Consider the following 23152-nt stretch of genomic DNA (forward strand, 5'->3'; position numbering starts at 1 on the left):
GAGGGGCCCGCGGTGAACGACCCACAGGATCCGTACGACCCGTACGCCGCCCAGGAGCAGCAGCTCATCGGCTACGACCCGTACGGCAGGCCCGTGTACGGGCCGGCCTCCGCGCGGCCCGCCCCTCCGCCCGCTCCCGTGTACGGGCAACAGCAGTACGAGCAGCCGTACGCGCAGCAGCACCAGCAGCCGTACGACTACGGCGGGCAGCCGCAGCAGGCCTACCAGCAGGGGCAGCAGTACCCGCAGGCCCCCGGCTACGGGTACGACACCCAGCAGGCGCAGCAGTGGATCCCGCAGCAGACCGCCCCCGAGCCGCAGTTCCAGGCCCAGGCCCAGCCGCAGCAGCAGCAGTCACAGCCGCAGCCGCAGCCGCGGCCGGGGCACGAGGCGGCTCAGGTCCCCGAGCCGCGCCGCGAGCCGGACGCCGGGGCCCCGGACTACCGCACCGAGCAGTTCGCCTTCATCGACCAGCCGGACGAGGACTCCGAGGACGTCATCGACTGGCTCGCCTTCACCGAGAGCCGCACCGAACGCCGCGAGGAGGCCCGCCGCAAGGGCCGCAACCGGGTGGTCGCGCTGACCGTCGCCCTCGCCCTGTTCGTCGTCGGAGGCATCGGGTACCTCTGGTACGCGGGCAGGCTCCCGTTCTTCGACGGCCCGGGCGGGGAGAAGACCGCCGCGGCGGCCGCCGGCGAACAGAAGCGCGACATGATCGTCGTCCACCTGCACAACACCAAGCGCGGCGGCACCTCCACCGCCCTCCTCGTGGACAACGTCACCACCCGCCGGGGCGCCACCGTCCTGCTGCCCAACACCCTCGCCGTCCCGAAGCAGGACGGCACCGGCACCGCCCTCGGCAAGGCGGTCGAGGAGGGCGCCCTCGGCACCCGCGAATCCCTCGACACGGTGCTCGGCACCCACATCGGCGGAACCTGGCGCCTGGACACCCCCTTCCTGGAACGCCTCGTCGAGCTGGTCGGCGGCATCGAGACGGACACCGACACCGCGGTCCCGGCCGACGACCAGGCCAAGACCCCGGCCGTCGGCCAGGGCCCCAAGCAGAGCCTCACCGGCGCGATGGCCGTCGCCTACGCCACCCACCGCGCACCGGGGGAACCGGAGACCAAGCAGCTGGAGCGCACCGGCCGGGTGCTCTACGCCGTCCTGCGCAAGATCCCGGGCGACCCGAAGTCCGCCGCGACGACGGTGGAGAGCATGGGCCAGATCCTGGACCCGGGCCTCGACGCGCAGAACCTCGGCGCGCTGCTGTCGCGGATCGGGGAGCACGCCAAGGTGGGCGCGTACCGCACCGAGGTCCTCGGGGTGAAGCCCGACGGCGGCCTCACCGACGAGGCGAACCAGCAGGTCGTCAAGGAGGTCCTCGGCGGTTCCTTCACCGCGGCCCAGCCCGGCGCCGCCCCCCGGGTCGGCCTCAAGGACGCCACGGGCGACGAGCGGACCGGGACCGCGGCGAAGGCGGCCCTGCTCAACGGCGGCTACGGCTTCGTCGACGGAGGCAAGGCCGACAGGACCGCCGCCACCTCGCAGATCACCTACCAGGACGACGCGCAGCGGGACCGCGCGATCGAGGTGGCCAAGACGCTCGGCCTGCCCGAAACGGCCGTGAAGAAGGCCGAGAACGCGGTGAACGCGGACGTCGTGGTGACCCTGGGCAAGGACTACAAGGCGTCCTGAACCCCCGCCGACCAGGCCCGATCCGGTGCCACACCCGCGCGGAACGTTCCGCGCGGGCGGTGTCGGCGGTACATGAGACCCTTGTAAGGATCTGCCCGCCAACCCGAAAGCATGGCCACGTGACCGCCACGGACCGCTCCATCGAGCTCATCACCGCCGCCGCCCAGGCCGCGGCCGACCGGCTCGCGCACGACATCATCGCGTACGACGTCAGCGACGTGCTGTCGATCACCGACGCCTTCCTGCTCGCCTCCGCGCCCAACGACCGCCAGGTCAAGTCGATCGTGGACGAGATCGAGGAGCGGCTGCTCAAGGAGCTCGGCGCCAAGCCGGTGCGCCGTGAGGGCGACCGCGACGCCCGCTGGATCCTGCTCGACTACGTCGACATCGTCGTCCACGTCCAGCACAGCGAGGAGCGTGTCTTCTACGCGCTGGAGCGCCTGTGGAAGGACTGCCCCGAGATCGAGCTCCCCGAGGACGCCAAGCTCACCATCGGCAAGGCCGAGGAGCACGCCAAGCTGCGCGAGGCGGCCGGCGACGACGAACTGGACGGTGATCTGTTCTGAGCACGAGCACCACGCGCACGACCAGCAGGAAGATCGTCCTCTGGCGGCACGGCCAGACCGCGTGGAACCTGGAGCGGCGCTTCCAGGGCTCCACGGACATCGAGCTGACCGAGACGGGTGTGGCGCAGGCGCGCCGCGCCGCTCGGCTGCTCGCCTCGCTCCAGCCGGACGCCATCGTGGCCTCCGACCTCCGGCGGGCCGCGAACACGGCGGCCGAGCTGGCGGCCGTCACGGGGCTGCCCGTCCAGCACGACGAGGCGCTGCGCGAGACCTACGCCGGCGAGTGGCAGGGCCTCACCCACGACGAGATCCTCGAGAAGTACGGCGAGCAGTACGCCGCGTGGAAGCGCGGCGAGCCCGTCCGCCGCGGCGGCGGTGAACTGGAGACCGAGGTCGCCGACCGCGCCGCACCGGTGGTGCTGGGTCACGCGGACCGGCTGCCCGAGGGCGGCACCCTCGTGGTCGTCAGCCACGGCGGGACCATCCGTACGACGATCGGCCGTCTGCTCGGCCTGGAGTCGTACTACTGGGAGGGCCTCGGCGGGCTCTCCAACTGCTGCTGGTCCGTCCTCGGTGAGGGCGCGCGCGGCTGGCGCCTGCTGGAGCACAACGCCGGCACGCTGCCGGAACCGGTGCTCGGCGACGACGACTGAGCCCCGTCCGAGCCCCGGCCGGAGGCCGGCCGGCGCGGGTCGAGCGCGCCGGGACGGGGGCTCCCACCCGGATTTCACTTTCCGGCTGGTCACAGGCTAGAGTTCTTCTTGTTCGCAGCGAAGAACACCGGAAACGGGGGGAACGCGGCGGAGAGCGGGGCTATAGCTCAGTTGGTAGAGCGCCTGCATGGCATGCAGGAGGTCAGGAGTTCAATTCTCCTTAGCTCCACAATCAGGATCCCGTCCCCAACAGGGGGCGGGATCCTTGCGTTTGTTCCTTTTGCGACGGCTGCCCCCGCCGGTACCGGCATGGCAGAATCGGACGGCCGGAGGGGGTCACGACGGCCCGACGCGGGAGGGAGTCGCTGACGGATGGGTGCACACCGGCGGCGGTGCGACTGGTGCGACAACGGCACGCCGATCGTGCGGGACATGGAACCGGTCAACCCCGACTACCAGTACTGGTGCGAGGAATGCGCGCGGGCGCTGATCATAAAGGGCGACCCGATCGAGACCTACCGGGAACTGGAGGGCGAACCGATCTACGGGCGGCTGCTCGACGAGCACTGCACGTTGAAGCGGTTCTACCAGTTCGCCCGCGCCTGACAGATCAGTAGCAATCCATCCCAAAACGGACATGGCCCGTGGTCGGCGGAAACCGATTTTTGGACCAGGGCCATGACCGTGTAATGTTTGGGACGTCGCCAAGGGGAACCGGCAAGGGACACCGAAGCGGCAAGCAGGGCAAGGGGCTATAGCTCAGTTGGTAGAGCGCCTGCATGGCATGCAGGAGGTCAGGAGTTCAATTCTCCTTAGCTCCACAGTGAAGAAGCGGACCACCCGGATCGGGTGGTCCGCTTCTCGTTGTGGCCCGCTTCCCGTGCTGTGCGGGTCCCCGCGGTGTGCGGGGCGACCACCGGTCGGAACGGTCGAGCGGCCGTGGGGGCCGCTGCGGTACCCTGACGCCATGCGTGCCGTACGCCTTCTGCTTACCGAGCCGCGCTGATCAGTACCGACCCTTCGAGATGGTCGGCATCGGCGCGGCGTCCCCTCCTGTGCGAGGGGTTTTTTCGTTTGGGCAGGCAGAGACGGCAGAGACGATCGATGGAGCTTCAGAAATCATGAGCGAGACGAACACCCCGGCCCCCGAGGCGGCCGAGGCGCACCGCTACACGGCTGCCATGGCCGCCGACATCGAGGCACGCTGGCAGGACGTTTGGGACGCCGAGGGCACCTACGAGGCCCCGAACCCGACCGGTGACCTGGCCGGAGACCCGGCGGTCGTCGCGCGGCCCAAGAAGTTCATCATGGACATGTTCCCGTACCCGTCCGGTGCCGGCCTGCACGTCGGGCACCCGCTCGGGTACATCGCCACCGACGTCTTCGCCCGTCACCAGCGGATGAGCGGCCACAACGTCCTGCACACCCTGGGCTTCGACGCCTTCGGCCTGCCGGCCGAGCAGTACGCCGTGCAGACCGGAACGCACCCGCGCGTGTCGACCGAGGCGAACATCGAGAACATGAAGGTCCAGCTGCGCCGCCTGGGCCTGGGCCACGACAAGCGCCGTTCGTTCGCCACGATCGACCCCGAGTACTACAAGTGGACCCAGTGGATCTTCCTGCAGATCTACAACTCCTTCTACGACGCGGACGCGCAGAAGGCCCGCCCGATCTCCGAGCTGGTCGCCGCCTTCGAGGACGGCAGCCGTGAGGTCCCCGGCGGCCGCGCCTGGGCCGGGCTGACCGCGGCCGAACGGGCCGACGTGCTGAACGGCTTCCGGCTGGCCTACGCCTCGGACGCGCCCGTCAACTGGTGCCCCGGGCTGGGCACCGTACTGGCCAACGAGGAGGTCACCGCGGACGGCCGCTCCGAGCGCGGCAACTTCCCGGTCTTCAAGGCCAAGCTGAGCCAGTGGAACATGCGGATCACCGCGTACGCCGACCGCCTGCTGGACGACCTGGACGCGCTGGACTGGCCCGAGGCCATCAAGCTGCAGCAGCGGAACTGGATCGGCCGCAGCGAGGGCGCGCGCGTCGACTTCGCCGTCGGCGACGCCGGTGCGATCACCGTCTTCACCACCCGCCCCGACACCCTGTTCGGCGCGACCTACATGGTGCTGGCGCCCGAGCACGAGCTGGTCGGCTCGATCGTCCCCGCGGCCTGGCCCGAGGGCACCCACTCGGTGTGGACCGGCGGCTACGCCACCCCGTCCGAGGCCGTCGACGAGTACCGCAAGCAGGCCGCATCGAAGTCCGACGTCGAGCGGCAGGCCGAGGCCAAGGACAAGACCGGCGTCTTCACCGGCGCGTACGCCACGAACCCCGTCAGCGGCGAGCAGGTCCCCGTCTTCATCGCCGACTACGTCCTGATGGGCTACGGGACCGGCGCGATCATGGCCGTTCCGGCGCACGACAGCCGCGACTTCGAGTTCGCCCGGGCCTTCGAACTGCCCATCCGCTGCGTCGTCCAGCCCACGGACGGCCGCAGCACCGACCCGGCCGAGTGGGACGCGGCGTTCGTCTCCTACGACGCCACCCTGATCAACTCCTCCGGCGAGGGCATCTCCCTGGACGGCCTGGGCGTCGTCGACGCCAAGGCCGCCATCACCGACTGGCTCGACGGGCGCGGCATCGGCGAGGGCACCGTCAACTTCCGCCTGCGCGACTGGCTGTTCAGCCGTCAGCGCTACTGGGGCGAGCCCTTCCCGATCGTCTACGACGAGGACGGCGTCGCACACGCCCTCCCCGCGTCGATGCTGCCGCTGGAACTGCCCGAGGTCGAGGACTACTCGCCGCGCACCTTCGAGCCGGACGACGCCGCCTCCCAGCCCGAGACCCCCCTGTCGCGCAACGAGGCATGGGTCAACGTGGAGCTGGACCTGGGCGACGGAGAAGGCGTCAAGCGCTACCGCCGCGAGACCAACACCATGCCGAACTGGGCCGGCTCCTGCTGGTACGAGCTGCGCTACCTGGACCCGAACAACGCGGACGCGCTGGTCGACCCGGAGATCGAGCAGTACTGGATGGGCCCGCGCGACGGCGCCCCGCACGGCGGCGTCGACCTGTACGTCGGCGGCGCCGAGCACGCGGTACTGCACCTGCTGTACGCCCGCTTCTGGTCGAAGGTGCTGTTCGACCTGGGCCACGTCTCCTCCGCCGAGCCGTTCCACAAGCTGTTCAACCAGGGCATGATCCAGGCGTACGCCTACACCGACGCGCGCGGTGTGTACGTCCCGGCGGCCGAGGTCGAGGAGCGCGACGGCGGGTACTTCCACCAGGGCGAGCCGGTCAAGCGTGAGCACGGCAAGATGGGCAAGTCCCTGAAGAACGCCGTCACCCCGGACGAGATCTGCGAGGAGTACGGCGCGGACACCCTGCGCCTGTACGAGATGGCGATGGGCCCGCTGGACGTCTCGCGTCCCTGGGACACCCGCGCCGTCGTCGGCCAGTACCGCCTGCTGCAGCGCCTGTGGCGCAACGTGGTGGACGAGGAGACCGGCGCGGTCACCGTCGTCGACGAAGAGCCCGGCGAGGACACCCTGCGCGCGCTGCACAAGGCGATCGACGGGGCCGGCGCGGACATGGCGGCCCTGCGGTTCAACACCGCCATCGCCAAGATCACCGAGCTGAACAACGCCCTGACGAAGGCGGGCCGCCCGCTGGAGCGCTCCGTCGCCGAGCGGCTGGTCCTGCTGGTCGCTCCGCTGGCCCCGCACATCGCGGAGGAGCTGTGGCACCGCCTGGGCCACACCGACTCGGTCGTCCACCAGGACTTCCCGGTCGCGGACCCGGCGTACGTCGTGGACGAGAGCGTCACGTGCGTCGTCCAGGTCAAGGGCAAGGTCAAGGCGCGCCTGGAGGTGCCGCCGTCGATCTCCGACGCGGACCTGGAGCAGCTGGCCGTCACCGACGCGGGCGTGGTCGCGGCGCTGGGCGGTGCCGAGATCCGCAAGGTGATCGTGCGGGCGCCGAAGCTGGTGAACATCGTCATCTGACGCCTTCGGCGCCTTCTGCGGGGAGGTGTCGCACGGGTCCGTTCCCGCGTAGGGGACATCCCGTACGGGCAGGTTGGGGGTTCATCGGGAACCCCCGACCTGCCCTTGGCGTTTACGGTGGAGGGGACGGATCCAGGCGGAGGAAGGGAACCTCATGGAGGTGGGCGCTTTGATCATCTTTGCCCTGTTGATGCTGTTCGCCTTCTTGGGGCTGGGCGCCTGGGCCACCGTGAAGGCGGTCGGCGCGGCGAAGCGCGGCGTGGACCGTACGATCACACAGGCCCGCAGGACGGTCGAGGACACCACCCTGAAGGCGAAGAGCTTCGGTCAGGTCGGAGTCACGGGGGCACTGGCACAGCTGCGGCTGGACCTGCGCAACTCCATGCGGGCCACGCAGCAGGCGCTGTACCAGGGGGTGCAGGTGGACAGCTCGCTGCGGGAGTCGATCGGCCTCTTCGAGCGGCTGAGCGCCCACGGCCACGAGCTGGACGACGAACTGAAGCGGCTGGAGCACGACCCGGACCGCAAGCGGATCGCGGACAACCTTCCCGACCTGCGGGAACGCACCGCCAAGATCACGAAGGCCGCGGACGCGCTGCGCTGGGCCGCGCGGGACCGTGCCCGTCGCTTCGCGGAAGACGAACTGGACGTGCTGTCGGCGCAGATCGAGGTGGAATCGACCGCGCTGCGGGACTGGTCCCCGGAATCCGTCGACGAGCTCGCGGCCGCCGCGGCCGCCTGGGACGCGCAGCAGACCGCCGCGCCGGGCCGGCCGGCCCCGGCCGCCCCCGCCCAGAGCCGGGCCCAGCAGGCGGCGGCGCCCGCCGCGCTGAACCCGCCCGCCCCCGAGGTGCGGTACCCCTGGCAGAAGGCCCCGAGGCCGGAAGCGACCACCTGAGGCGCCTCCCGGTCCCCCGGCCCTCGGTCGCCTGCGACCGGTGGAGGTCCGGCACGTCTGTCTTCGGCCGGTGTCGGGAGCTCCGTGTCTTCGGGCCCGGACCTGCCCTTTCGTGTGAGCGGAGGGGCCGGGCTGCCGGATCACCCCCGGTGGCGGTAACCTCCGGCTCATGTCCCGCCATGTCGCGATCATCACCGATTCCACGGCCTATCTGCCCCCACCGGCGATGGCGCGGCACGGGATCAGCTCAGTCCCCCTGACCGTGGTCCTGGGGGGCGAGGCCCTTGAGGAGGGCACCGAGATCTCGGCGCGCAGCCTGGCCGTCGCCCTCCAGAAGCGCCGCTCGGTCACCACGTCCCGGCCGGGCCCGGAGGAATTCGTACGGGCCTACCGGGCGGCCGCGGACGCCGGTGCGACCGGCATCGTCAGCCTGCACCTCTCCGCCGAGTTCTCCGGCACCTACGACGCCGCCGTGGTCGCGGCGCGGACGGCCCCCGTCCCGGTGCGCGTCGTCGACACCGGCATGGTCGCGATGGCCCTCGGCTTCTGTGCGCTCGCGGCCGCCGAAGCGGCCGACGCGGGCGGCTCCGTAGACGAGGCCGTGGCCGCCGCCGAGAAGCGGGCCGGGGACATGTCGGCGTACTTCTACGTGGACACCCTCGACTACCTCCGCCGCGGCGGCCGGATCGGGGCCGCGCAGGCGCTCCTCGGCTCGGCGCTGGCGGTCAAGCCGCTGCTGACGCTGGACGGCGGGCGGATCGAGATGCTGGAGAAGGTGCGTACGGCCTCCAAGGCCATCGCCCGCCTGGAGGAGCTGGCCGTCGAGCGCGCGGGTACGCGCAGCGTCGACGTCGCGGTGCACCACCTGGCGGCTCCCGAGCGGGCGGAGAAGCTCGCACAGCGGCTCCGGGAGCGCATCCCGGGGCTGGTCGAACTGCACGTCAGCGAAGTCGGCGCGGTCATCGGCGCGCACACCGGGCCGGGCCTGCTGGCGGCGGTCGTGTCGCCCCGGTAGGGAGGGGCGGGGTCGCGGAGGTGGGGGTCGAGGCGGTGGAGGCGGCGGAGGCCGAGGCCTAGGGCCTGTTCCGTCGGGCGGGTGGGCGGTCGGCGCCCGAGCCGGCTGGGCGGGGGCTCACCGGAACGGGTGGTGGGGTTGTCCACAACGGGCCTGGTATCCACCGGAATTGAAGGCTCCGAGCGGGGGGTCGGGATGCGCCCCTAGCGTCGGGGCATGACTCTGCGAACGCGCTCCGTGCGCCACTCCGAAGCCTCCGGTGCCACCAGCGGGCCCGGCCGGCGCCGCTGCTCCGACGGCCGCCTCCGCGACCGACGGCGCGCCCATCCCGACCCCGACCGGATGCGACGCCGCGCCGAGGCGCTGCTGGCCGGCGGCGTACCTCCGGCGGGGCGGGCGCCCGGGGCCCGGCGGGCGCCCGATCCACCGCCCGATGTCCGGGGCGTCCCGGGCGATTCGGGTGTCCCGGGCGTCCGCGAAGCTCCCGATGACTCCGGCGCGTACGACGGGCCCGGCCGTTCCGGCCTTCCCGATGTCGCCGGCGGTGCCGATGCGCCCGACGGGCCGGGCGCCGGGTCCTGGGGTCGGGGGCGAGCGGGGGCCGCGGGGGAGCAGGCCGGTGGGCTGAGCGGGCCGGTCGTGCGGCGGCTGGCCGTGCGGGAGCGGTTGCCGGTCTGGGTGCAGGCCCGCTGCGGGGTGGAGCCGCGCACGGTCGCCGCCGTCGCCGTCGTGCTGGCCGCGGCGGTGGGGTTCGCCGCCCAGCAGTACTGGTCGGCCCGGCCGCAGCCGGTGACCGCGCCCGCCGTGGTCACCCCGGCGCCCGCACCGGCTCCCGGCGCGGCGCCCGTGCCCGCTGCTGGAGCGGGGACCGGCGGGCCGGGCGGCCGCATCGTGGTGGACGTCGGCGGCAAGGTCCGCGACCCCGGCGTGCGCAGGCTGCCCGCCGGTTCGCGGGTGGAGGACGCACTGGCGGCCGCCGGGGGAGTGCGGCCCGGCACCGACACCACCGGGCTCAACCGGGCCCGGATCCTGGTGGACGGCGAACAGGTGGTGGTGGGCGCGCCCGCGCAGCCCGCCCCCGCCGTGGGCGCCCCCGGTACCGGGGCCGGGACGGGGTCCGCTGCCGGGCCGCTCAGCCTCGCCAGCGCGACCGTCGAGCAGTTGGACGGGCTGCCCGGAGTGGGTCCGGTGCTGGCCCGGCACATCGTCGACTTCCGCACCGCCCGGGGCGGGTTCCGGGCCGTGGAGGAACTCCGGCAGGTCAACGGCATCGGCGAGCGGCGGTTCGCCGACCTGCGCCCCCTGGTGCGGCCGTGAGCGGCACCGGCGGGCACGGCCCCGAGGGTCCCGGTCCGGTGGACCTGCGGCTCGCCGTACCGGCGCTGGCCGCCTGGGCTGCGGCCGCCCTCGCCCTCACGGCGCCGGGTGGCCGGACCGCCGCCGGGGCAGGGGCCGCGGTGGTCGCGGCGGGGGCCCTGCTGGCGGCCGGCTCCCGCAGGGCGCAGCCCCTGTGGCGGGTCGGGGTGGCCGCGGCCGCCACCCTGCTGTGCGCGGCCGCCGGGGCGGGGGTGGCCGGGCTGGAACGGGCCGAGGCGCGGGCCGGCCCCGTGCCCGGGCTCGCCCGGGACCACGCCCGGGTGCTGGCGGAGCTCACCGTCGGGTCCGACCCCCGGACCGCCCGCACCGGAACAGGGCCGCCGCTGCTGGTGCTGGACGCGGTGGTCACCCGGGTGACGGGCCCGGACGGGACGGGGAGCCTGGTCCGGACGCCGGTGCGGGTGCTGGCCGCGCATCCCGGATGGGCCCGGCTGCAGCCTTCGACCCGGATCACGGTGGTGGCCCGGCTCTCCCCGGCCCGGAGCGGGGAGCGGGCCGTGGCGCTGCTCCGCCCGGCGGCCGGCACGCCGCCCCGGGTGACGGGCGGCCCGGACACCGCGCAGCGCGTCGCCGGGAGCCTGCGGGCCGGCCTGAGGGAGGCCACCGACGGCCTCGCACCGGACGCCAGGGCCCTGCTGCCGGGCCTGGTGGTCGGTGACACCTCCCGGGTCCCGCCCGACCTGCACGACGCCTTCAGGGCCACCGACCTGTTGCACCTCCTCGCCGTCTCCGGGTCGAACCTGACGGTCGTGCTGTACCTGCTCATCGGGCCGCCGGCCCGCGCGCAGCACGCCGAGCGGCGGGGGCTCGCGCCCCGTCTGGGGCTGTCGCTGCGCGCCACCGCGCTGTGCGGGGCGGCGCTGACCCTGGCCTTCGTGGTGGTGTGCCGGCCGGAGCCGAGCGTGCTGCGCGCCGCCGCCTGCGGGGCGATCACCCTGCTGGCCCTCGCCACCGGGCGGCGACGCTCCCTGATCCCGGCCCTGGCCGGGGCCGTGCTGCTGCTGGTGCTGTACGACCCGTGGCTCGCCCGCAGCCCCGGGTTCCTGCTCTCGGTCCTGGCCACCGGGGCGCTGCTCACCCTCGGGCCCCGCTGGAGCGAAGCCCTCCAGCGGCGGGGGACGAGGCCGCGCCTCGCCGACGCACTGGGGGCCGCCGCCGCGGCGCAGGCCGTGTGCGCCCCCGTGGTGGTCGTGCTCTCCGCCCGGGTGAGCCTGGTCGCCGTGCCGTGCAACCTGCTGGCGGAGCTCGCGGCCGGCCCGGCCACGGTCCTCGGCTTCGCGGTCCTCGCCGCGGCCCCGCTGTGCATGCCCGTGGCGGAGGTGCTCGCCTGGTGTGCGGGCGTGCCCGCCGGGTGGATCGCCGCGGTGGCGCGGACCGGGGCGCGGCTGCCGGGGGCGGAACTGCCCTGGCCGGGCGGGCTCGGCGGAGCCCTGCTGCTGGTGGCCGCCACGCTCGCCCTCGTCGGACTCGGCGTCAGGTTCGGCCGGCGGCGCGGGGTCTGCGCGGCCGTCGCCGTGCTGCTGCTGATCGCCGTGCTGCGGCCGCCGCAGCTGATCCGTACGTTCACCGGCTGGCCGCCGCCCGACTGGAGCTACGTGCAGTGCGCCGTGGGCCAGGGGGACGCCGCAGTGCTCGCCGTCGGCCCGGGTGCCGCCGTCGTCGTGGACGCCGGGCCCGAACCGGGTCCGGTGGACGCCTGCCTGCGGACCCTGGGTGTGAATCGCGTCCCACTCCTGCTGCTGACGCACTTCCACGCCGACCACGTGGCCGGCCTCCCCGGGGTGCTGAAGGGCCGGTCCGTGGGTGTGATCCAAACCACCACCGTGCGCGAGCCTCCCGGGCAGGCGGCGTTCGTCAAGCGGGTCGCGTCGGCGGCCGGGGTGCCCGTCGTCCAGGCCGTGGCGGGGGAGCGGCGGCGGGCCGGGAGACTGGAGTGGCAGGTGCTGTGGCCGTCCGCCGCCGGGCCGCCGCCCGAGGGGGCCAACGACGCGAGCGTGGCCCTGCTGGTGCGCACCTCCGGGCTGACGTTCCTGCTGCTGGGAGACCTCGAACCACCTTCCCAGCAGGCCCTCTTGAGGGAACATCCGGAGCTGGGCCCGGTGGACGTGCTCAAGGTCGCCCACCACGGTTCGGCCCGTCAGGACCCGGCCCTCCACGACCGGGTGCGGCCGCGGATCGCGATCGTGCCGGTCGGTGCGGACAACCGGTACGGGCACCCCGCGGCGAGCGCGCTCGCACGGCTGCGGGCCTCCGGGACGACCGTCCTGCGCACCGACACCGACGGTTCCGTGGCGGTTTCGGGAAGCGGTCCGGGGCTGCGGGCGTTTCCCGCCGGACGCCGCCGGAACGGCTCCGGGCATACCGGGCGCGACCATTCTGTTTGCCCACAACCCGGCAGCATGATCGAATGCGTCTTCGCCAGAGCGGTCCAAGTCCACACAGCACGGGGGTGCGTCAGCCATGTTCGGTCGCCGACGGGGGATGGAGTCGGCCGGCAGTGTCGACTCGCAGAGATCCGCGACGCTCACGCTGCCGCCAACGGCGCGGCTGTTGAGCTGTCGGGTTCTCGACACGGTCCACCAGCCCATCCGGCAAGCGAAGTTCGAGGTCACCGACCCGATCGGCAGACGGGTCGTCAGCGGCGAGACGGATCCGTACGGAGGGTTCACCGCGGCCATGCCGGAGGGCGAGTACCGCCTCTCCGTCACCGCCGAGGGGTACGCGCCGTTCCACGGGGCGATGCTCGTGGGCGACCCGGCGCAGCTGGGCACCGCGGAGATCATCCTGGACGCGGTGGAGCCGCCGCGGCTGCCGCAGCCGGGGCACTGGGAGCTCGACCCGTCGCACTCCTCGATCGGCTTCACCGCCCGGCACATCGGCTTCGCCCGGATCCGCGGCCGTTTCAACACCTTCGCCGGCGCGGTACGGATCGCGGAGCGCATGGAGGACTCCTCGATGCACGTCATCATCGACGCGGCGAGCATCGACACCGGGATGCGGCTGCGGGACGACCACCTGCGGTCCGCGGACTTCCTGGACGCCGCCCGGCATCCGACGGTGGAGTTCTACAGCGAGCGGTTCATCCACCGCTCGGGCAGCCGCTGGGCGGTCGCCGGAGCCCTCACCCTCCACGGCGTCAGCCGCTCCGTCACCCTGGACACCCAGTACCTGGGCCACGGCACGGGGCTGGAGGGCGAACCGCGGGCCGCGTGCCGGGCCACGGCGGAACTGCACCGCGAGGACTTCGGCCTGAACTGGCAGTCGATGCTGGCGCAGGGCGTCGCGGCGATCGGTGCGAGCGTAGACGTGACGCTGGACGTACAGATCGTCCACAAGGCCTGAAGCCGTACGTCCCCCGCCCGGTGGGGACCGGGCCGGGGTCAGGGGGCTTCCAGCCAGCCCTCGTACTCGGCGGCGAGGTCGTCCAGGGCGCCGGCGTCGAGCCGTTCCCGCGGGTCCTCCACGACCACCAGCCACTGGGCGTCCTCGGCGTCGTCCTCGCCGGCGAGGGCGTCGCGCACCAGCTGGGGTTCTTCGGGCAGGCCGAAGCGGTCGACGGCCTCCTGGGCCACCTCTTCGGCGGCGTCGCGGTCCGGAAGGACCAGTACATGTCGCACGTTCACCCGACCATTCTCGGGTACCGGACGCGGGGGACTGTCGGTGCGTCGTGGGATGCTGGAGCCGATGGCCACCAGGAAGAACTCAACCGACGACCTGCTCGCCCCGTTCACCCTCGCGGTGGGGCAGGAGGACCTGCTGCTCGACCGCGTCGTGCGGGACGTCGTGACGGCGGCCCGCGCGGCCGACGCCGACACGGACGTGCGGGACCTCACCTCCGACCAGCTCCAGCCGGGCACCCTGGCCGAGCTGACCAGCCCCTCGCTCTTCTCCGAGCGCAAGGTCCTGATCGTGCGCAACGCGCAGGACCTGGGGGCGGACACGGTGAAGGAGGTCAAGGCGTACCTCGGCGCGCCCTACGAGGAGATCACCCTCGTCCTCCTCCACGCGGGAGGCGTCAAGGGCAAGGGCCTGCTCGACGCGGCGCGCAAGGCGGGCGCCCGGGAGGTCGCCTGCCCCAAGATGACCAAGGCGGCGGACCGGCTGTCGTTCGTCCGGGGAGAGTTCCGGATGCTGGGGCGCTCCGCCACCCCCGAGGCCTGCCAGACCCTGGTCGACGCGATCGGCAGCGACCTGCGCGAACTGGCGAGTGCGGCGGCGCAGCTGTGCGCGGACGTCGAGGGCACCATCGACGAGGCGGTGGTCGGCCGCTACTACACCGGCCGGGCCGAGGCCTCCAGCTTCACCGTCGCCGACCGCGCGGTGGAGGGGCGGGCCGCGGAAGCCCTCGAAGCCCTGCGCTGGTCCCTGTCGACCGGAGTGGCGCCGGTCCTGATCACGAGTGCGCTGGCCCAGGCGGTCCGGGCGATCGGCAAGCTGGCCTCCGCCCCGCGCGGGGCCCGCCCGGGCGACCTCGCCCGGGACCTCGGGATGCCGCCGTGGAAGATCGACCGGGTCCGGCAGCAGATGCGCGGCTGGTCGGCGGACGGGGTGGCGGACGCGCTGCGCGCGGTCGCCGCGGCCGACGCCGGGGTGAAGGGCGGCGGCGACGACCCCGAGTACGCGCTGGAGAAGGCCGTCGTGGCCGTGGCCCGAGCGGCCCGCCCCGCGCGCCGCTGAGCCGTCCCTTCCGGACCCCGGTCCTTCCCTAGCCCGCCCAGGCCTCAGCCCCCCAGACGTGTCGCGCCGCCTCGCCTCGCCGCCCGCGCGGGGGCCCGGGTGGTGGGTGTGTCCCGCGAGCCGCGGGGGAGGGGGCGGGCTGCCGGGATGCCGACCGGGTGGAGCGGGGCTCCGCCTGAGGGGAGGCCCCGCCGGGTTGAGCGGCCCGCTCAGGGGGCCGACGTAGAAGAGCGGAAGTGTCCGGGTCGGCGGCCGGGATCCCGGCGGGCCGCGCCCCGGGGGCGTTGGTGCCGTTCCCGGCACGCACCCCTGGACGGCGGGCGCCCGCACCCTGACCGGAGGCCGGGCCCTGCCGCCCAGGCCGGGACCGGGCCGGCCAGGGCGGACCCCTGCCGTCCTGGCCGGGCCCTTGCCGTACAGAGCGGGCCCCTGCCGTTCAGGGCGGGCCCCTGTCGGCCAAGGCGGGATCGGGGCGATTGGGACTGGTCGGGGTGCACGAAGGCCCCGGGCGCCGCCCTGGGGAAGGGTGGTGGCCGGGGCCTTCGTCTACTGCTTTGGTGTGCCGCACCCGCGTGGCGAACGCTTCGTGTGCGGCACGGGGTGCCGGTCAGGAGCGGGAGAGAGGGCCCGCTGGATCCCTACCCGGCGATCACATCAGAGCTCAGCCCTGGAGGGAGGCAACCTTGGTGGCCAGCGCCGACTTCTTGTTGGCGGCGGCGTTCTTGTGGATGACACCCTTCGAGACAGCCTTGTCGAGCGCACGCGCGGCAGCGCGAGAAGCCACGGTGGCCTTCTCGACGTCACCGGCGACGACGGCCTCGCGGGCCTTGCGGATCGCGGTCTTGAGCGAGGACTTGACGGCCTTGTTGCGCAGGCGCGCCTTCTCGTTCGTCTTGTTCCGCTTGATCTGGGACTTGATGTTCGCCACGAAAGAGCCTTTTCAGGTTCAGAGTTTTGTTCTTCGGATCGTGTCCCGACAGCTGAGAGGGCATACGAGACACAGCTGCCCAGGCTACCAGGCGCGCTCCGACCGGCCCAAACCGAGCGCACTGCCCCGTCCATGGGACCATGGGAGTCTGCGTACAGATCCCACATCGCGCCGCGAGGCGACGAGAGCCGAACTTCGCTTCAGACAACGCTTCCGACTGCGACCGAGAATCAGGACACTGCGTGCCCGCGATCCCCAGCCACGTGCCCGAGCCGAGCCGTACCGACCCGGCGCTGATCCGCAACTTCTGCATCATCGCGCACATCGACCACGGCAAGTCGACGCTCGCCGACCGGATGCTCCAGCTCACCGGTGTCGTCGACCAGCGGCAGATGCGCGCCCAGTACCTCGACCGCATGGACATCGAGCGTGAGCGCGGCATCACGATCAAGTCGCAGGCGGTCCGTCTGCCCTGGGCGCCCACGGAGGGCGAGGGCAAGGGCGCCACGCACATCCTGAACATGATCGACACCCCGGGTCACGTCGACTTCACGTACGAGGTCTCCCGCTCGCTCGCCGCGTGCGAGGGCACGGTCCTCCTCGTGGACGCCGCCCAGGGCATCGAGGCGCAGACCCTCGCCAACCTGTACCTCGCGATGGAGAACGACCTCGCGATCGTCCCGGTCCTGAACAAGATCGACCTGCCGGCGGCGCAGCCGGAGAAGTTCGCCGAGGAGCTCGCGAACCTGGTCGGCTGCCAGCCCGAGGACGTGCTGCGGGTCTCGGCGAAGACCGGTCTCGGCGTGGACGCGCTGCTCGACAAGGTCGTCGCCACGGTTCCGGCGCCGGTCGGCGTCAAGGACGCCCCCGCCCGCGCGATGATCTTCGACTCGGTCTACGACTCGTACCGCGGCGTCGTGACGTACGTGCGTGTGGTCGACGGCCAGCTCAACAAGCGCGAGCGCATCCGGATGATGTCCACCGGCGCCACGCACGAGCTGCTGGAGATCGGCGTCTCCTCCCCGGAGATGACCCCGGCCGACGGCATCGGCGTCGGCGAGGTGGGTTACATCATCACCGGCGTGAAGGACGTCCGTCAGTCCAAGGTCGGTGACACGATCACCAGCCTGCACAACGGCGCGACCGAGGCCCTCGGCGGCTACAAGGACCCGCGTCCGATGGTCTTCTCGGGCCTGTACCCGCTCGACGGCTCGGACTACCCGGACCTGCGCGAGGCCCTGGACAAGCTCCAGCTCAACGACGCCGCGCTCGTCTACGAGCCGGAGACCTCCGCGGCCCTCGGCTTCGGCTTCCGCGTCGGTTTCCTCGGCCTGCTGCACCTCGACGTGGTGCGCGAGCGCCTGGAGCGCGAGTTCGGCCTCGACCTGATCGCGACCGCGCCGAACGTGGTCTACCGGGTGGTCCTGGAGGACGGCAAGGAAGTCACCGTCACCAACCCGAGCGAGTTCCCCGAGGGCAAGATTTCGGACGTGTTCGAGCCGGTCGTACGGGCCACCGTGCTCGCGCCCACCGAGTTCATCGGCGCGATCATGGAGCTCTGCCAGACCCGCCGCGGCACGCTGCTCGGCATGGACTACCTCTCCGAGGACCGGGTCGAGATCCGCTACACCCTCCCCCTCGCGGAGATCGTCTTCGACTTCTTCGACCAGCTGAAGTCCAAGACGCGCGGCTACGCCTCCCTCGACTACGAGCCCACCGGCGAGCAGTCCGGCAGCCTCGTCAAGGTCGACATCCTGCTGCACGGCGACAAGGTCGACGCCTTCTCCGCCGTCACGCACAAGGACGCCGCCTACGCCTACGGCGTGCGCCTGGTCGCCAAGCTGCGCGAGCTGATCCCGCGGCAGGCCTTCGAGGTGCCGATCCAGGCCGCGGTCGGCTCCCGCGTCATCGCCCGCGAGACCATCCGCGCCATCCGCAAGGACGTCCTCGCCAAGTGCTACGGCGGTGACATCTCCCGTAAGCGGAAGCTGCTGGAGAAGCAGAAGGAAGGCAAGAAGCGCATGAAGATGGTCGGCTCCGTGGAGGTCCCGCAGGAGGCCTTCATCGCCGTCCTCTCCAGCGACGAGTCCGGCGGCAAGAAGAAGTAGCCGCGTCGGCGGCCGCCCCGGGCGGCGCCAAGGAAGCACCAAGGGCGGGTCAAGAACCGGCATCGCCCAAGTCGTGCGAAACGGGTCCACATGCGTACGCATGGGGGCCCGTTTCGTTATGAACCGGCCGCTCGCGGGCTCTTACGTGCCGGGCACGCGGCCCTTAGTCTGATCACTGCTCGATGGTTACTCGCCAGTTCTAACGCGCCAGTCGAACCGCCAGCCGTGCAGGTGGCGGCTGCACCCCGCCAGTCCCAAGCGCCCCACGCCCACGCCCTGCCGCGTGGACCCGGTCCGGAGGATGTCGTGAGCGACACACAGACCATGATCGAGAACCGTCCGCCCACCGTGGCGGCCCTCTTCCTTGACCGCGTCGCCGCCACGCCGAACGCGGAGGCCTACCGCTTCCCCGTGCCGGCGGCCGGCCCCGAGGGCGGACCCGACGACTGGAAGTCGCTCAGCTGGGGACAGGCCGCCGAGCGGGTCTTCGCCATCGCCGCCGGGCTGCTCGGCCTCGGCCTCCACCCGGAGAACCGGGTCGCCCTCGCCTCCAACACCCGGGTCGAGTGGATCCTCGCCGACCTCGGCGTGATGTGCGCGGGCGGCGCGGTCACCACGATCTACCCCAGCACCAACGCGGAGGAGTCGGCGTTCATCCTCGCCGACTCCGAGAGCCGGATCCTGATCGCCGAGGACGGCGCGCAGCTGGCGAAGGCGCGCGAGCGCCGCGCCGACCTGCCGCACCTCGAACACGTGGTGGTCATCGACACGGCCGACGCGGTCGCCGTCGAGGGCGACCCCGAGGGCTGGGTGCTCTCGCTCGCCGAGCTGGAGGAGCGCGGCGCGGAGTACCTCGCCAAGCACCCCGAGGCGGTCAGGCAGCGGATCGCGGCCATCACCGCCGACCAGCTCGCGACCCTCATCTACACCTCCGGCACCACCGGCCGCCCCAAGGGCGTACGGCTGCCGCACGACAACTGGTCGTACATGGCCAAGGCCACCGTCGCCACCGGCCTGATCACCAAGGACGACGTCCAGTACCTGTGGCTGCCGCTGGCGCACGTCTTCGGCAAGGTGCTCACCTCCGGCCAGATCGAGGTCGGGCACGTCACCGCCGTCGACGGACGCATCGACAAGATCATCGAGAACCTGCCGGTCGTCCAGCCGACCTACATGGCGGCCGTCCCGCGCATCTTCGAGAAGGTCTACAACGGGGTCGCGGCCAAGGCCCGGGCCGGCGGCGGCGCCAAGTACAAGATCTTCCAGTGGTCGGTCGGCGTCGCCCGCGAGTACGCCAAGGTCACCCAGGACAACTTCCGCCGCACGGGCCGGGCGACCGCGCCCTTCGGCCTCTCCACCAAGCACAAGGTCGCCGACGCTCTCGTCTACGCCAAGCTCCGCGAGGCCTTCGGCGGCAACCTCCGCGCCGCGGTCTCCGGCGCCTCGGCCCTCGCCCCCGAGATCGGCTACTTCTTCTCCGGCGCGGGCATCCACATCCTGGAGGGCTACGGCCTCACGGAGTCCAGCGCGGCCTCCTTCGTCAACCCCGGCGAGGCCTACCGCACCGGCACCGTCGGCAAGCCGCTGCCCGGCACCGAGGTCCGCATCGCCGACGACGGCGAGGTCATGCTCCGCGGCCCCGGCATCATGCAGGGCTACCACGGGCAGCCCGACAAGACCGCCGAGGTGCTGGAGTCCGACGGCTGGCTGCACACCGGGGACATCGGGGAGCTCTCGCCCGACGGCTACCTGCGCATCACCGACCGCAAGAAGGACCTGATCAAGACCTCCGGCGGCAAGTACGTCGCGCCGGCCGAGATCGAGGGCCAGTTCAAGGCCATCTGCCCCTACGTCTCCAGCATCGTCGTGCACGGCGCCGACCGGAACTTCTGCTCCGCGCTCATCGCCCTCGACGAGCCCTCGATCCTGGTGTGGGCCGCCGAGAACGGGCTGGAGGGCAAGACGTACGGGCAGGTCCTGGCCGCGCCGGAGACCAGCCGCCTGATCGAGACGTACGTCCAGACCCTGAACGAGGGCCTCCAGCGCTGGCAGACGGTCAAGAAGTTCCGCCTGCTGCCCCGCGACCTGGACGTCGAGCACGGAGACCTCACGCCCAGCCTCAAGCTGAAGCGCCCGGTCGTCGAGCGCGAGTTCAAGTACCTCATCGAGGAGATGTACGAGGGCTCCCGCGAGGCCTGACACCACCCCGGACGGCATCCGGGCGGCGGGGAGGGCCCCTCTCCGCGCCGCCCGGCCGGTCCCGCGCGCCGGTGTCGGCGGGCCCGTCCGGGCGGGCGGGGCCGCCGGGGCGACGGGTGCGGGACAATGGGGGTATGCCTTCCGCACTCCCCGACGGTGAACCCATGCCCGAAGACGGCTCGCTGCCGTCGCACGCCCTCGCGGGCGCCGGGGACCGGCCGCTCGGGTTCTACCTGCACGTCCCGTACTGCGCCACGCGCTGCGGCTACTGCGACTTCAACACCTACACGGCCACCGAGCTGCGGGGCACCGGCGGCGTCCTCGCCTCCCGGGAGAACTACGCCGACACCCTGATCGACGAGGTCCGCCTCGCCCGCAAGGTGCTCGGCGACGACCCGCGCGCCGTGCGGACCGTCTTCGTGGGCGGCGGCACGCCCACGCTGCTGCCCGCCGGGGACCTCGTACGGATGCTCGCGGCGATCCGCGACGAGTTCGGCCTGGCCGAGGACGCCGAGATCACCACCGAGGCCAATCCCGAATCGGTGAACCCCCAGTACCTGGCCGAACTGCGGGCCGGCGGCTTCAACCGGATCTCCTTCGGCATGCAGAGCGCCAAGCAGCACGTCCTGAAGGTCCTGGACCGCACCCACACGCCCGGCCGCCCCGAGGCCTGCGTCGCGGAGGCGCGGGAGGCCGGCTTCGAGCACGTCAACCTGGACCTGATCTACGGCACCCCGGGGGAGTCCGACGACGACTGGCGCGCCTCCCTGGAAGCCGCGCTGGGCGCCGGACCCGACCACGTCAGCGCCTACGCCCTGATCGTCGAGGAGGGCACCCAGCTCGCCCGGCGGATCCGCCGCGGCGAGGTCCCGATGACCGACGACGACGTGCACGCCGACCGGTACCTGATCGCGGACTCCGTGATGGCCGCGGCGGGGTACTCCTGGTACGAGGTGTCGAACTGGGCCACCTCGGAGGCCGGCCGCTGCCTGCACAACGAGCTGTACTGGCGGGGAGCCGACTGGTGGGGCGCCGGACCGGGAGCCCACTCGCACGTCGGCGGCGTCCGCTGGTGGAACGTCAAGCACCCCGGCGCCTACGCGGCCGCCCTCGCGGAGGGCCGCTCCCCCGGCGCGGGGCGCGAGCTCCTCTCGGCGGAGGACCGGCGCGTGGAGCGGATCCTGCTGGAGCTGCGCCTCGTGGACGGCGTCCCGCTGTCCCTCCTCGCCCCGGCCGGCCTCGCCGCGGCCGGCAAGGCCCTGGGCGACGGCCTCCTGGAGCCCGGCCCCTACGGGGCGGGACGGGCGGTGCTGACCCTGCGCGGGCGGCTGCTGGCCGACGCGGTGGTCCGGGACCTGGTCGACTGAGGACCCGGGCCCGGGCCGGCTCAGGGGGCGGTGACGAAGTCGATCAGCTCCTCGACGCGGCCCAGCAGGGCGGGCTCCAGGTCCCGGTACGAGGACACGCGCGACAGGATGTGCTGCCAGGCGGCGCCGGTGTTCTCCGGCCAGCCCAGGGCGCGGCAGACGCCCGTCTTCCAGTCCTGGCCGCGCGGCACCGTCGGCCACGCCGGAATGCCCAGCGCGGAGGGTTTCACCGCCTCCCAGACGTCCACGTACGGGTGGCCGACGACGAGCACGTCCGCGCCGGTCACCGCCGCCGCGATCCGGGACTCCTTCGAGCCCGGCACCAGGTGGTCCACCAGGACGCCCAGCCGGGCGTCCGGCGCCGGGCCGAACTCCGCGACGACGGCCGGCAGGTCGTCGACGCCCTCCAGGTACTCCACCACCACGCCCTCGATGCGCAGGTCGTCGCCCCAGACCCGCTCCACCAGCTCGGCGTCGTGCCGCCCCTCGACGTAGATCCGCCCGGCCCGGGCCACCCGCGCCCGGGCCCCGGGGACGGCCACCGAGCCCGAAGCCGTACGGGCGGGCGCGGCCGGCGCCCGCGCGGGACGGGTCAGGGTCACGGGGGCGCCCTCCAGCAGGAAGCCGGCCGGCTCCAGGGGGAAGACCCGGCGCTTGCCGAAGCGGTCCTCCAGGGTCACGGTGCCCGCCTCGCAGCCGGTCACCGCGCCGCAGAAGTCGGTGCCCGCCGCCTCGACCACCAGACCGGGGTCCGCCGGCACCTCGGGGACGGCCCGGGGGCGCTTCCACTGCGGGGTCAGGTCGGGGGAGTACTCGCGCATCCGGCCGAGGGTAGGAGAGCCGCGCCGCTCACGCCTCCGACACGCCGAACCGGTCCGCCAGTGTGGCGCGTTGCTCACGCACGAAGGCGGCCGTGACCAGCGCTCCGTGACCCGGCACGTACACGGCGTCGTCCCCGCCCAGGGACAGCAGCCGGTCCAGGGCGGCGGGCCACTGCCCGGGCACGGCGTCCGTCCCCGCCTGGGGCTCGCCCGACTCCTCGACGAGGTCCCCGCAGAACACCACCTCCCGCTCGCCCGGCACGAACACGGTCAGGTCGTGCTGCGAGTGCGCGGGCCCGAGGTTGGCCAGCAGCACCTGCACCCCGCCCAGCTCCAGCGTCCACTCGCCCGAGACCAGGTGCCCCGGCGCCCGCAGCAGCCCCGCGGCCTCGGCGGCCTCCGCCTCCGCCAGCCCGTGCCGGACCGCGCTCGCCCGCAGCTCCTCGCGGCCCTTGGCGGCCGACAGCATCCGGTCCAGGCCGACCGCACCGAAGACCTCGGCGTCCGGGAAGGCGGCCGCGCCCATCACATGGTCGAAATGTCCGTGTGTGAATGCGAGATGGGTCACGCCGCGGCCCGTGAGCCGCTCCACTTCGGCGCGCACCCGCGCACCCTCCGGCACGGACGAACCCGGGTCGATCAGGAGGACCGACTCGTCCCCCACCACCAGTCCCACCGTGCAGTCCCACACCGGAAGGCGGCGCCGGCCGGCCCGTCCGGTGAGCCTTTCCCAGCCCGCCTCTTCCCAACGTACGTCCATGCCGCGACGCTACCCTGGCGGGCCGCCCTTGCCCGTGGCGCACTACCCGGCCGTACACTGACCGGGGGATCTCTGGCACTCGGACGCCCA

General features: G+C 72.9%; 17 protein-coding genes, 2 tRNA genes and 1 pseudogene. 16 read left to right on the top strand and 4 right to left on the bottom strand.

Translation table 11 applies throughout. The features are described from left to right. The first annotated feature begins 12 nt into the window (after positions 1 to 12). The 12 genes and pseudogenes from ABZZ17_RS09995 (at position 13) to ABZZ17_RS10050 (ending at position 13544) form a co-directional block, all read left to right on the top strand. On the top strand, positions 13 to 1698 hold the full coding sequence (locus ABZZ17_RS09995) for an LCP family protein (RefSeq protein WP_356873999.1): 1686 nt from the start codon (positions 13 to 15) through the stop codon (positions 1696 to 1698). A gap of 119 nt (positions 1699 to 1817) precedes the next feature. Beyond that, a complete protein-coding gene (gene rsfS / locus ABZZ17_RS10000; protein ID WP_030008628.1) occupies positions 1818 to 2264 on the top strand; it encodes a ribosome silencing factor in 447 nt (148 codons plus the stop codon). Then, positions 2261 to 2917 carry a histidine phosphatase family protein gene (locus tag ABZZ17_RS10005; RefSeq protein ID WP_356874159.1) on the top strand — a complete coding sequence of 219 codons (657 nt, stop codon included), beginning with the start codon at positions 2261 to 2263 and terminating at the stop codon, positions 2915 to 2917. The genes rsfS and ABZZ17_RS10005 overlap by 4 nt, the downstream gene beginning before the upstream one ends. A 156-nt stretch (positions 2918 to 3073) precedes the next feature. Further along, a tRNA-Ala gene (locus ABZZ17_RS10010) sits at positions 3074 to 3146 on the top strand. A gap of 143 nt (positions 3147 to 3289) precedes the next feature. Beyond that, a complete protein-coding gene (locus ABZZ17_RS10015; RefSeq protein WP_266577344.1) occupies positions 3290 to 3523 on the top strand; it encodes a hypothetical protein in 234 nt (77 codons plus the stop codon). 142 nt (positions 3524 to 3665) lie between these two features. After that, a tRNA-Ala gene (locus tag ABZZ17_RS10020) sits at positions 3666 to 3738 on the top strand. 300 nt (positions 3739 to 4038) lie between these two features. Next, positions 4039 to 6912, top strand: a complete 2874-nt coding sequence (leuS, locus tag ABZZ17_RS10025) for a leucine--tRNA ligase (RefSeq protein ID WP_356874002.1) — start codon at positions 4039 to 4041, stop codon at positions 6910 to 6912. A 154-nt stretch (positions 6913 to 7066) separates the two neighbouring features. Beyond that, entirely contained in the window at positions 7067 to 7810 is a 744-nt protein-coding gene (locus ABZZ17_RS10030; protein WP_356874004.1) for a hypothetical protein, read from the top strand. Between the two features lie 169 nt (positions 7811 to 7979). Further along, positions 7980 to 8825: a DegV family protein gene (locus ABZZ17_RS10035; RefSeq protein ID WP_356874006.1), complete on the top strand. Its 846-nt coding sequence runs from the start codon at positions 7980 to 7982 to the stop codon at positions 8823 to 8825. A 216-nt stretch (positions 8826 to 9041) separates the two neighbouring features. After that, positions 9042 to 10142, top strand: coding sequence for a ComEA family DNA-binding protein (locus ABZZ17_RS10040; RefSeq protein WP_356874008.1), 1101 nt, complete (start codon positions 9042 to 9044; stop codon positions 10140 to 10142). Then, positions 10139 to 12526 (top strand): annotated as a pseudogene (locus ABZZ17_RS10045) (ComEC/Rec2 family competence protein); the annotation flags it as partial. The gene ABZZ17_RS10040 and the pseudogene ABZZ17_RS10045, both read left to right, overlap by 4 nt. Positions 12527 to 12683: 157 nt before the next feature. Then, complete coding sequence (locus ABZZ17_RS10050; RefSeq protein WP_356874161.1) at positions 12684 to 13544, top strand: YceI family protein; 861 nt, start codon at positions 12684 to 12686, stop codon at positions 13542 to 13544. A 38-nt stretch (positions 13545 to 13582) separates the two neighbouring features. On the opposite strand, the gene ABZZ17_RS10055 is transcribed toward ABZZ17_RS10050, so the two are convergent. Continuing rightward, on the bottom strand, positions 13583 to 13825 hold the full coding sequence (locus ABZZ17_RS10055; protein ID WP_030649865.1) for a hypothetical protein: 243 nt from the start codon (positions 13823 to 13825) through the stop codon (positions 13583 to 13585). 61 nt (positions 13826 to 13886) lie between these two features. Here ABZZ17_RS10055 and holA point away from each other — a divergent pair, with 61 nt between their 5' ends. Then, on the top strand, positions 13887 to 14879 hold the full coding sequence (gene holA, locus ABZZ17_RS10060; protein WP_356874010.1) for a DNA polymerase III subunit delta: 993 nt from the start codon (positions 13887 to 13889) through the stop codon (positions 14877 to 14879). A gap of 661 nt (positions 14880 to 15540) precedes the next feature. Here holA and rpsT read toward each other — a convergent pair. Further along, positions 15541 to 15807, bottom strand: a complete 267-nt coding sequence (rpsT, locus tag ABZZ17_RS10065; protein ID WP_030384651.1) for a 30S ribosomal protein S20 — start codon at positions 15805 to 15807, stop codon at positions 15541 to 15543. Positions 15808 to 16049: 242 nt separating this feature from the next. On the opposite strand from rpsT, the gene lepA reads away from it, so the two are divergent. From lepA to hemW, 3 genes are all read left to right on the top strand, one after another. Next, positions 16050 to 17915 carry a translation elongation factor 4 gene (gene lepA / locus ABZZ17_RS10070; RefSeq protein ID WP_356874012.1) on the top strand — a complete coding sequence of 622 codons (1866 nt, stop codon included), beginning with the start codon at positions 16050 to 16052 and terminating at the stop codon, positions 17913 to 17915. 306 nt (positions 17916 to 18221) lie between these two features. After that, on the top strand, positions 18222 to 20114 hold the full coding sequence (locus ABZZ17_RS10075; protein ID WP_356874014.1) for an AMP-dependent synthetase/ligase: 1893 nt from the start codon (positions 18222 to 18224) through the stop codon (positions 20112 to 20114). 134 nt (positions 20115 to 20248) lie between these two features. Beyond that, on the top strand, positions 20249 to 21481 hold the full coding sequence (gene hemW / locus ABZZ17_RS10080) for a radical SAM family heme chaperone HemW (protein WP_356874016.1): 1233 nt from the start codon (positions 20249 to 20251) through the stop codon (positions 21479 to 21481). Between the two features lie 20 nt (positions 21482 to 21501). Here hemW and ABZZ17_RS10085 read toward each other — a convergent pair whose 3' ends face one another. Together ABZZ17_RS10085 and ABZZ17_RS10090 are read right to left on the bottom strand one after the other, a co-directional pair. After that, positions 21502 to 22302 (bottom strand): DUF3097 domain-containing protein, encoded by an 801-nt coding sequence (locus ABZZ17_RS10085; RefSeq protein ID WP_356874018.1) that lies wholly within the window; start codon positions 22300 to 22302, stop codon positions 21502 to 21504. A 28-nt stretch (positions 22303 to 22330) separates the two neighbouring features. Next, positions 22331 to 23062 carry an MBL fold metallo-hydrolase gene (locus tag ABZZ17_RS10090; RefSeq protein WP_356874020.1) on the bottom strand — a complete coding sequence of 244 codons (732 nt, stop codon included), beginning with the start codon at positions 23060 to 23062 and terminating at the stop codon, positions 22331 to 22333. Between the last annotated feature and the right edge of the window lie 90 nt (positions 23063 to 23152).

It is taken from the genome of Streptomyces sp. NPDC006512 (assembly GCF_040611935.1).
Taxonomy (GTDB): domain Bacteria; phylum Actinomycetota; class Actinomycetes; order Streptomycetales; family Streptomycetaceae; genus Streptomyces.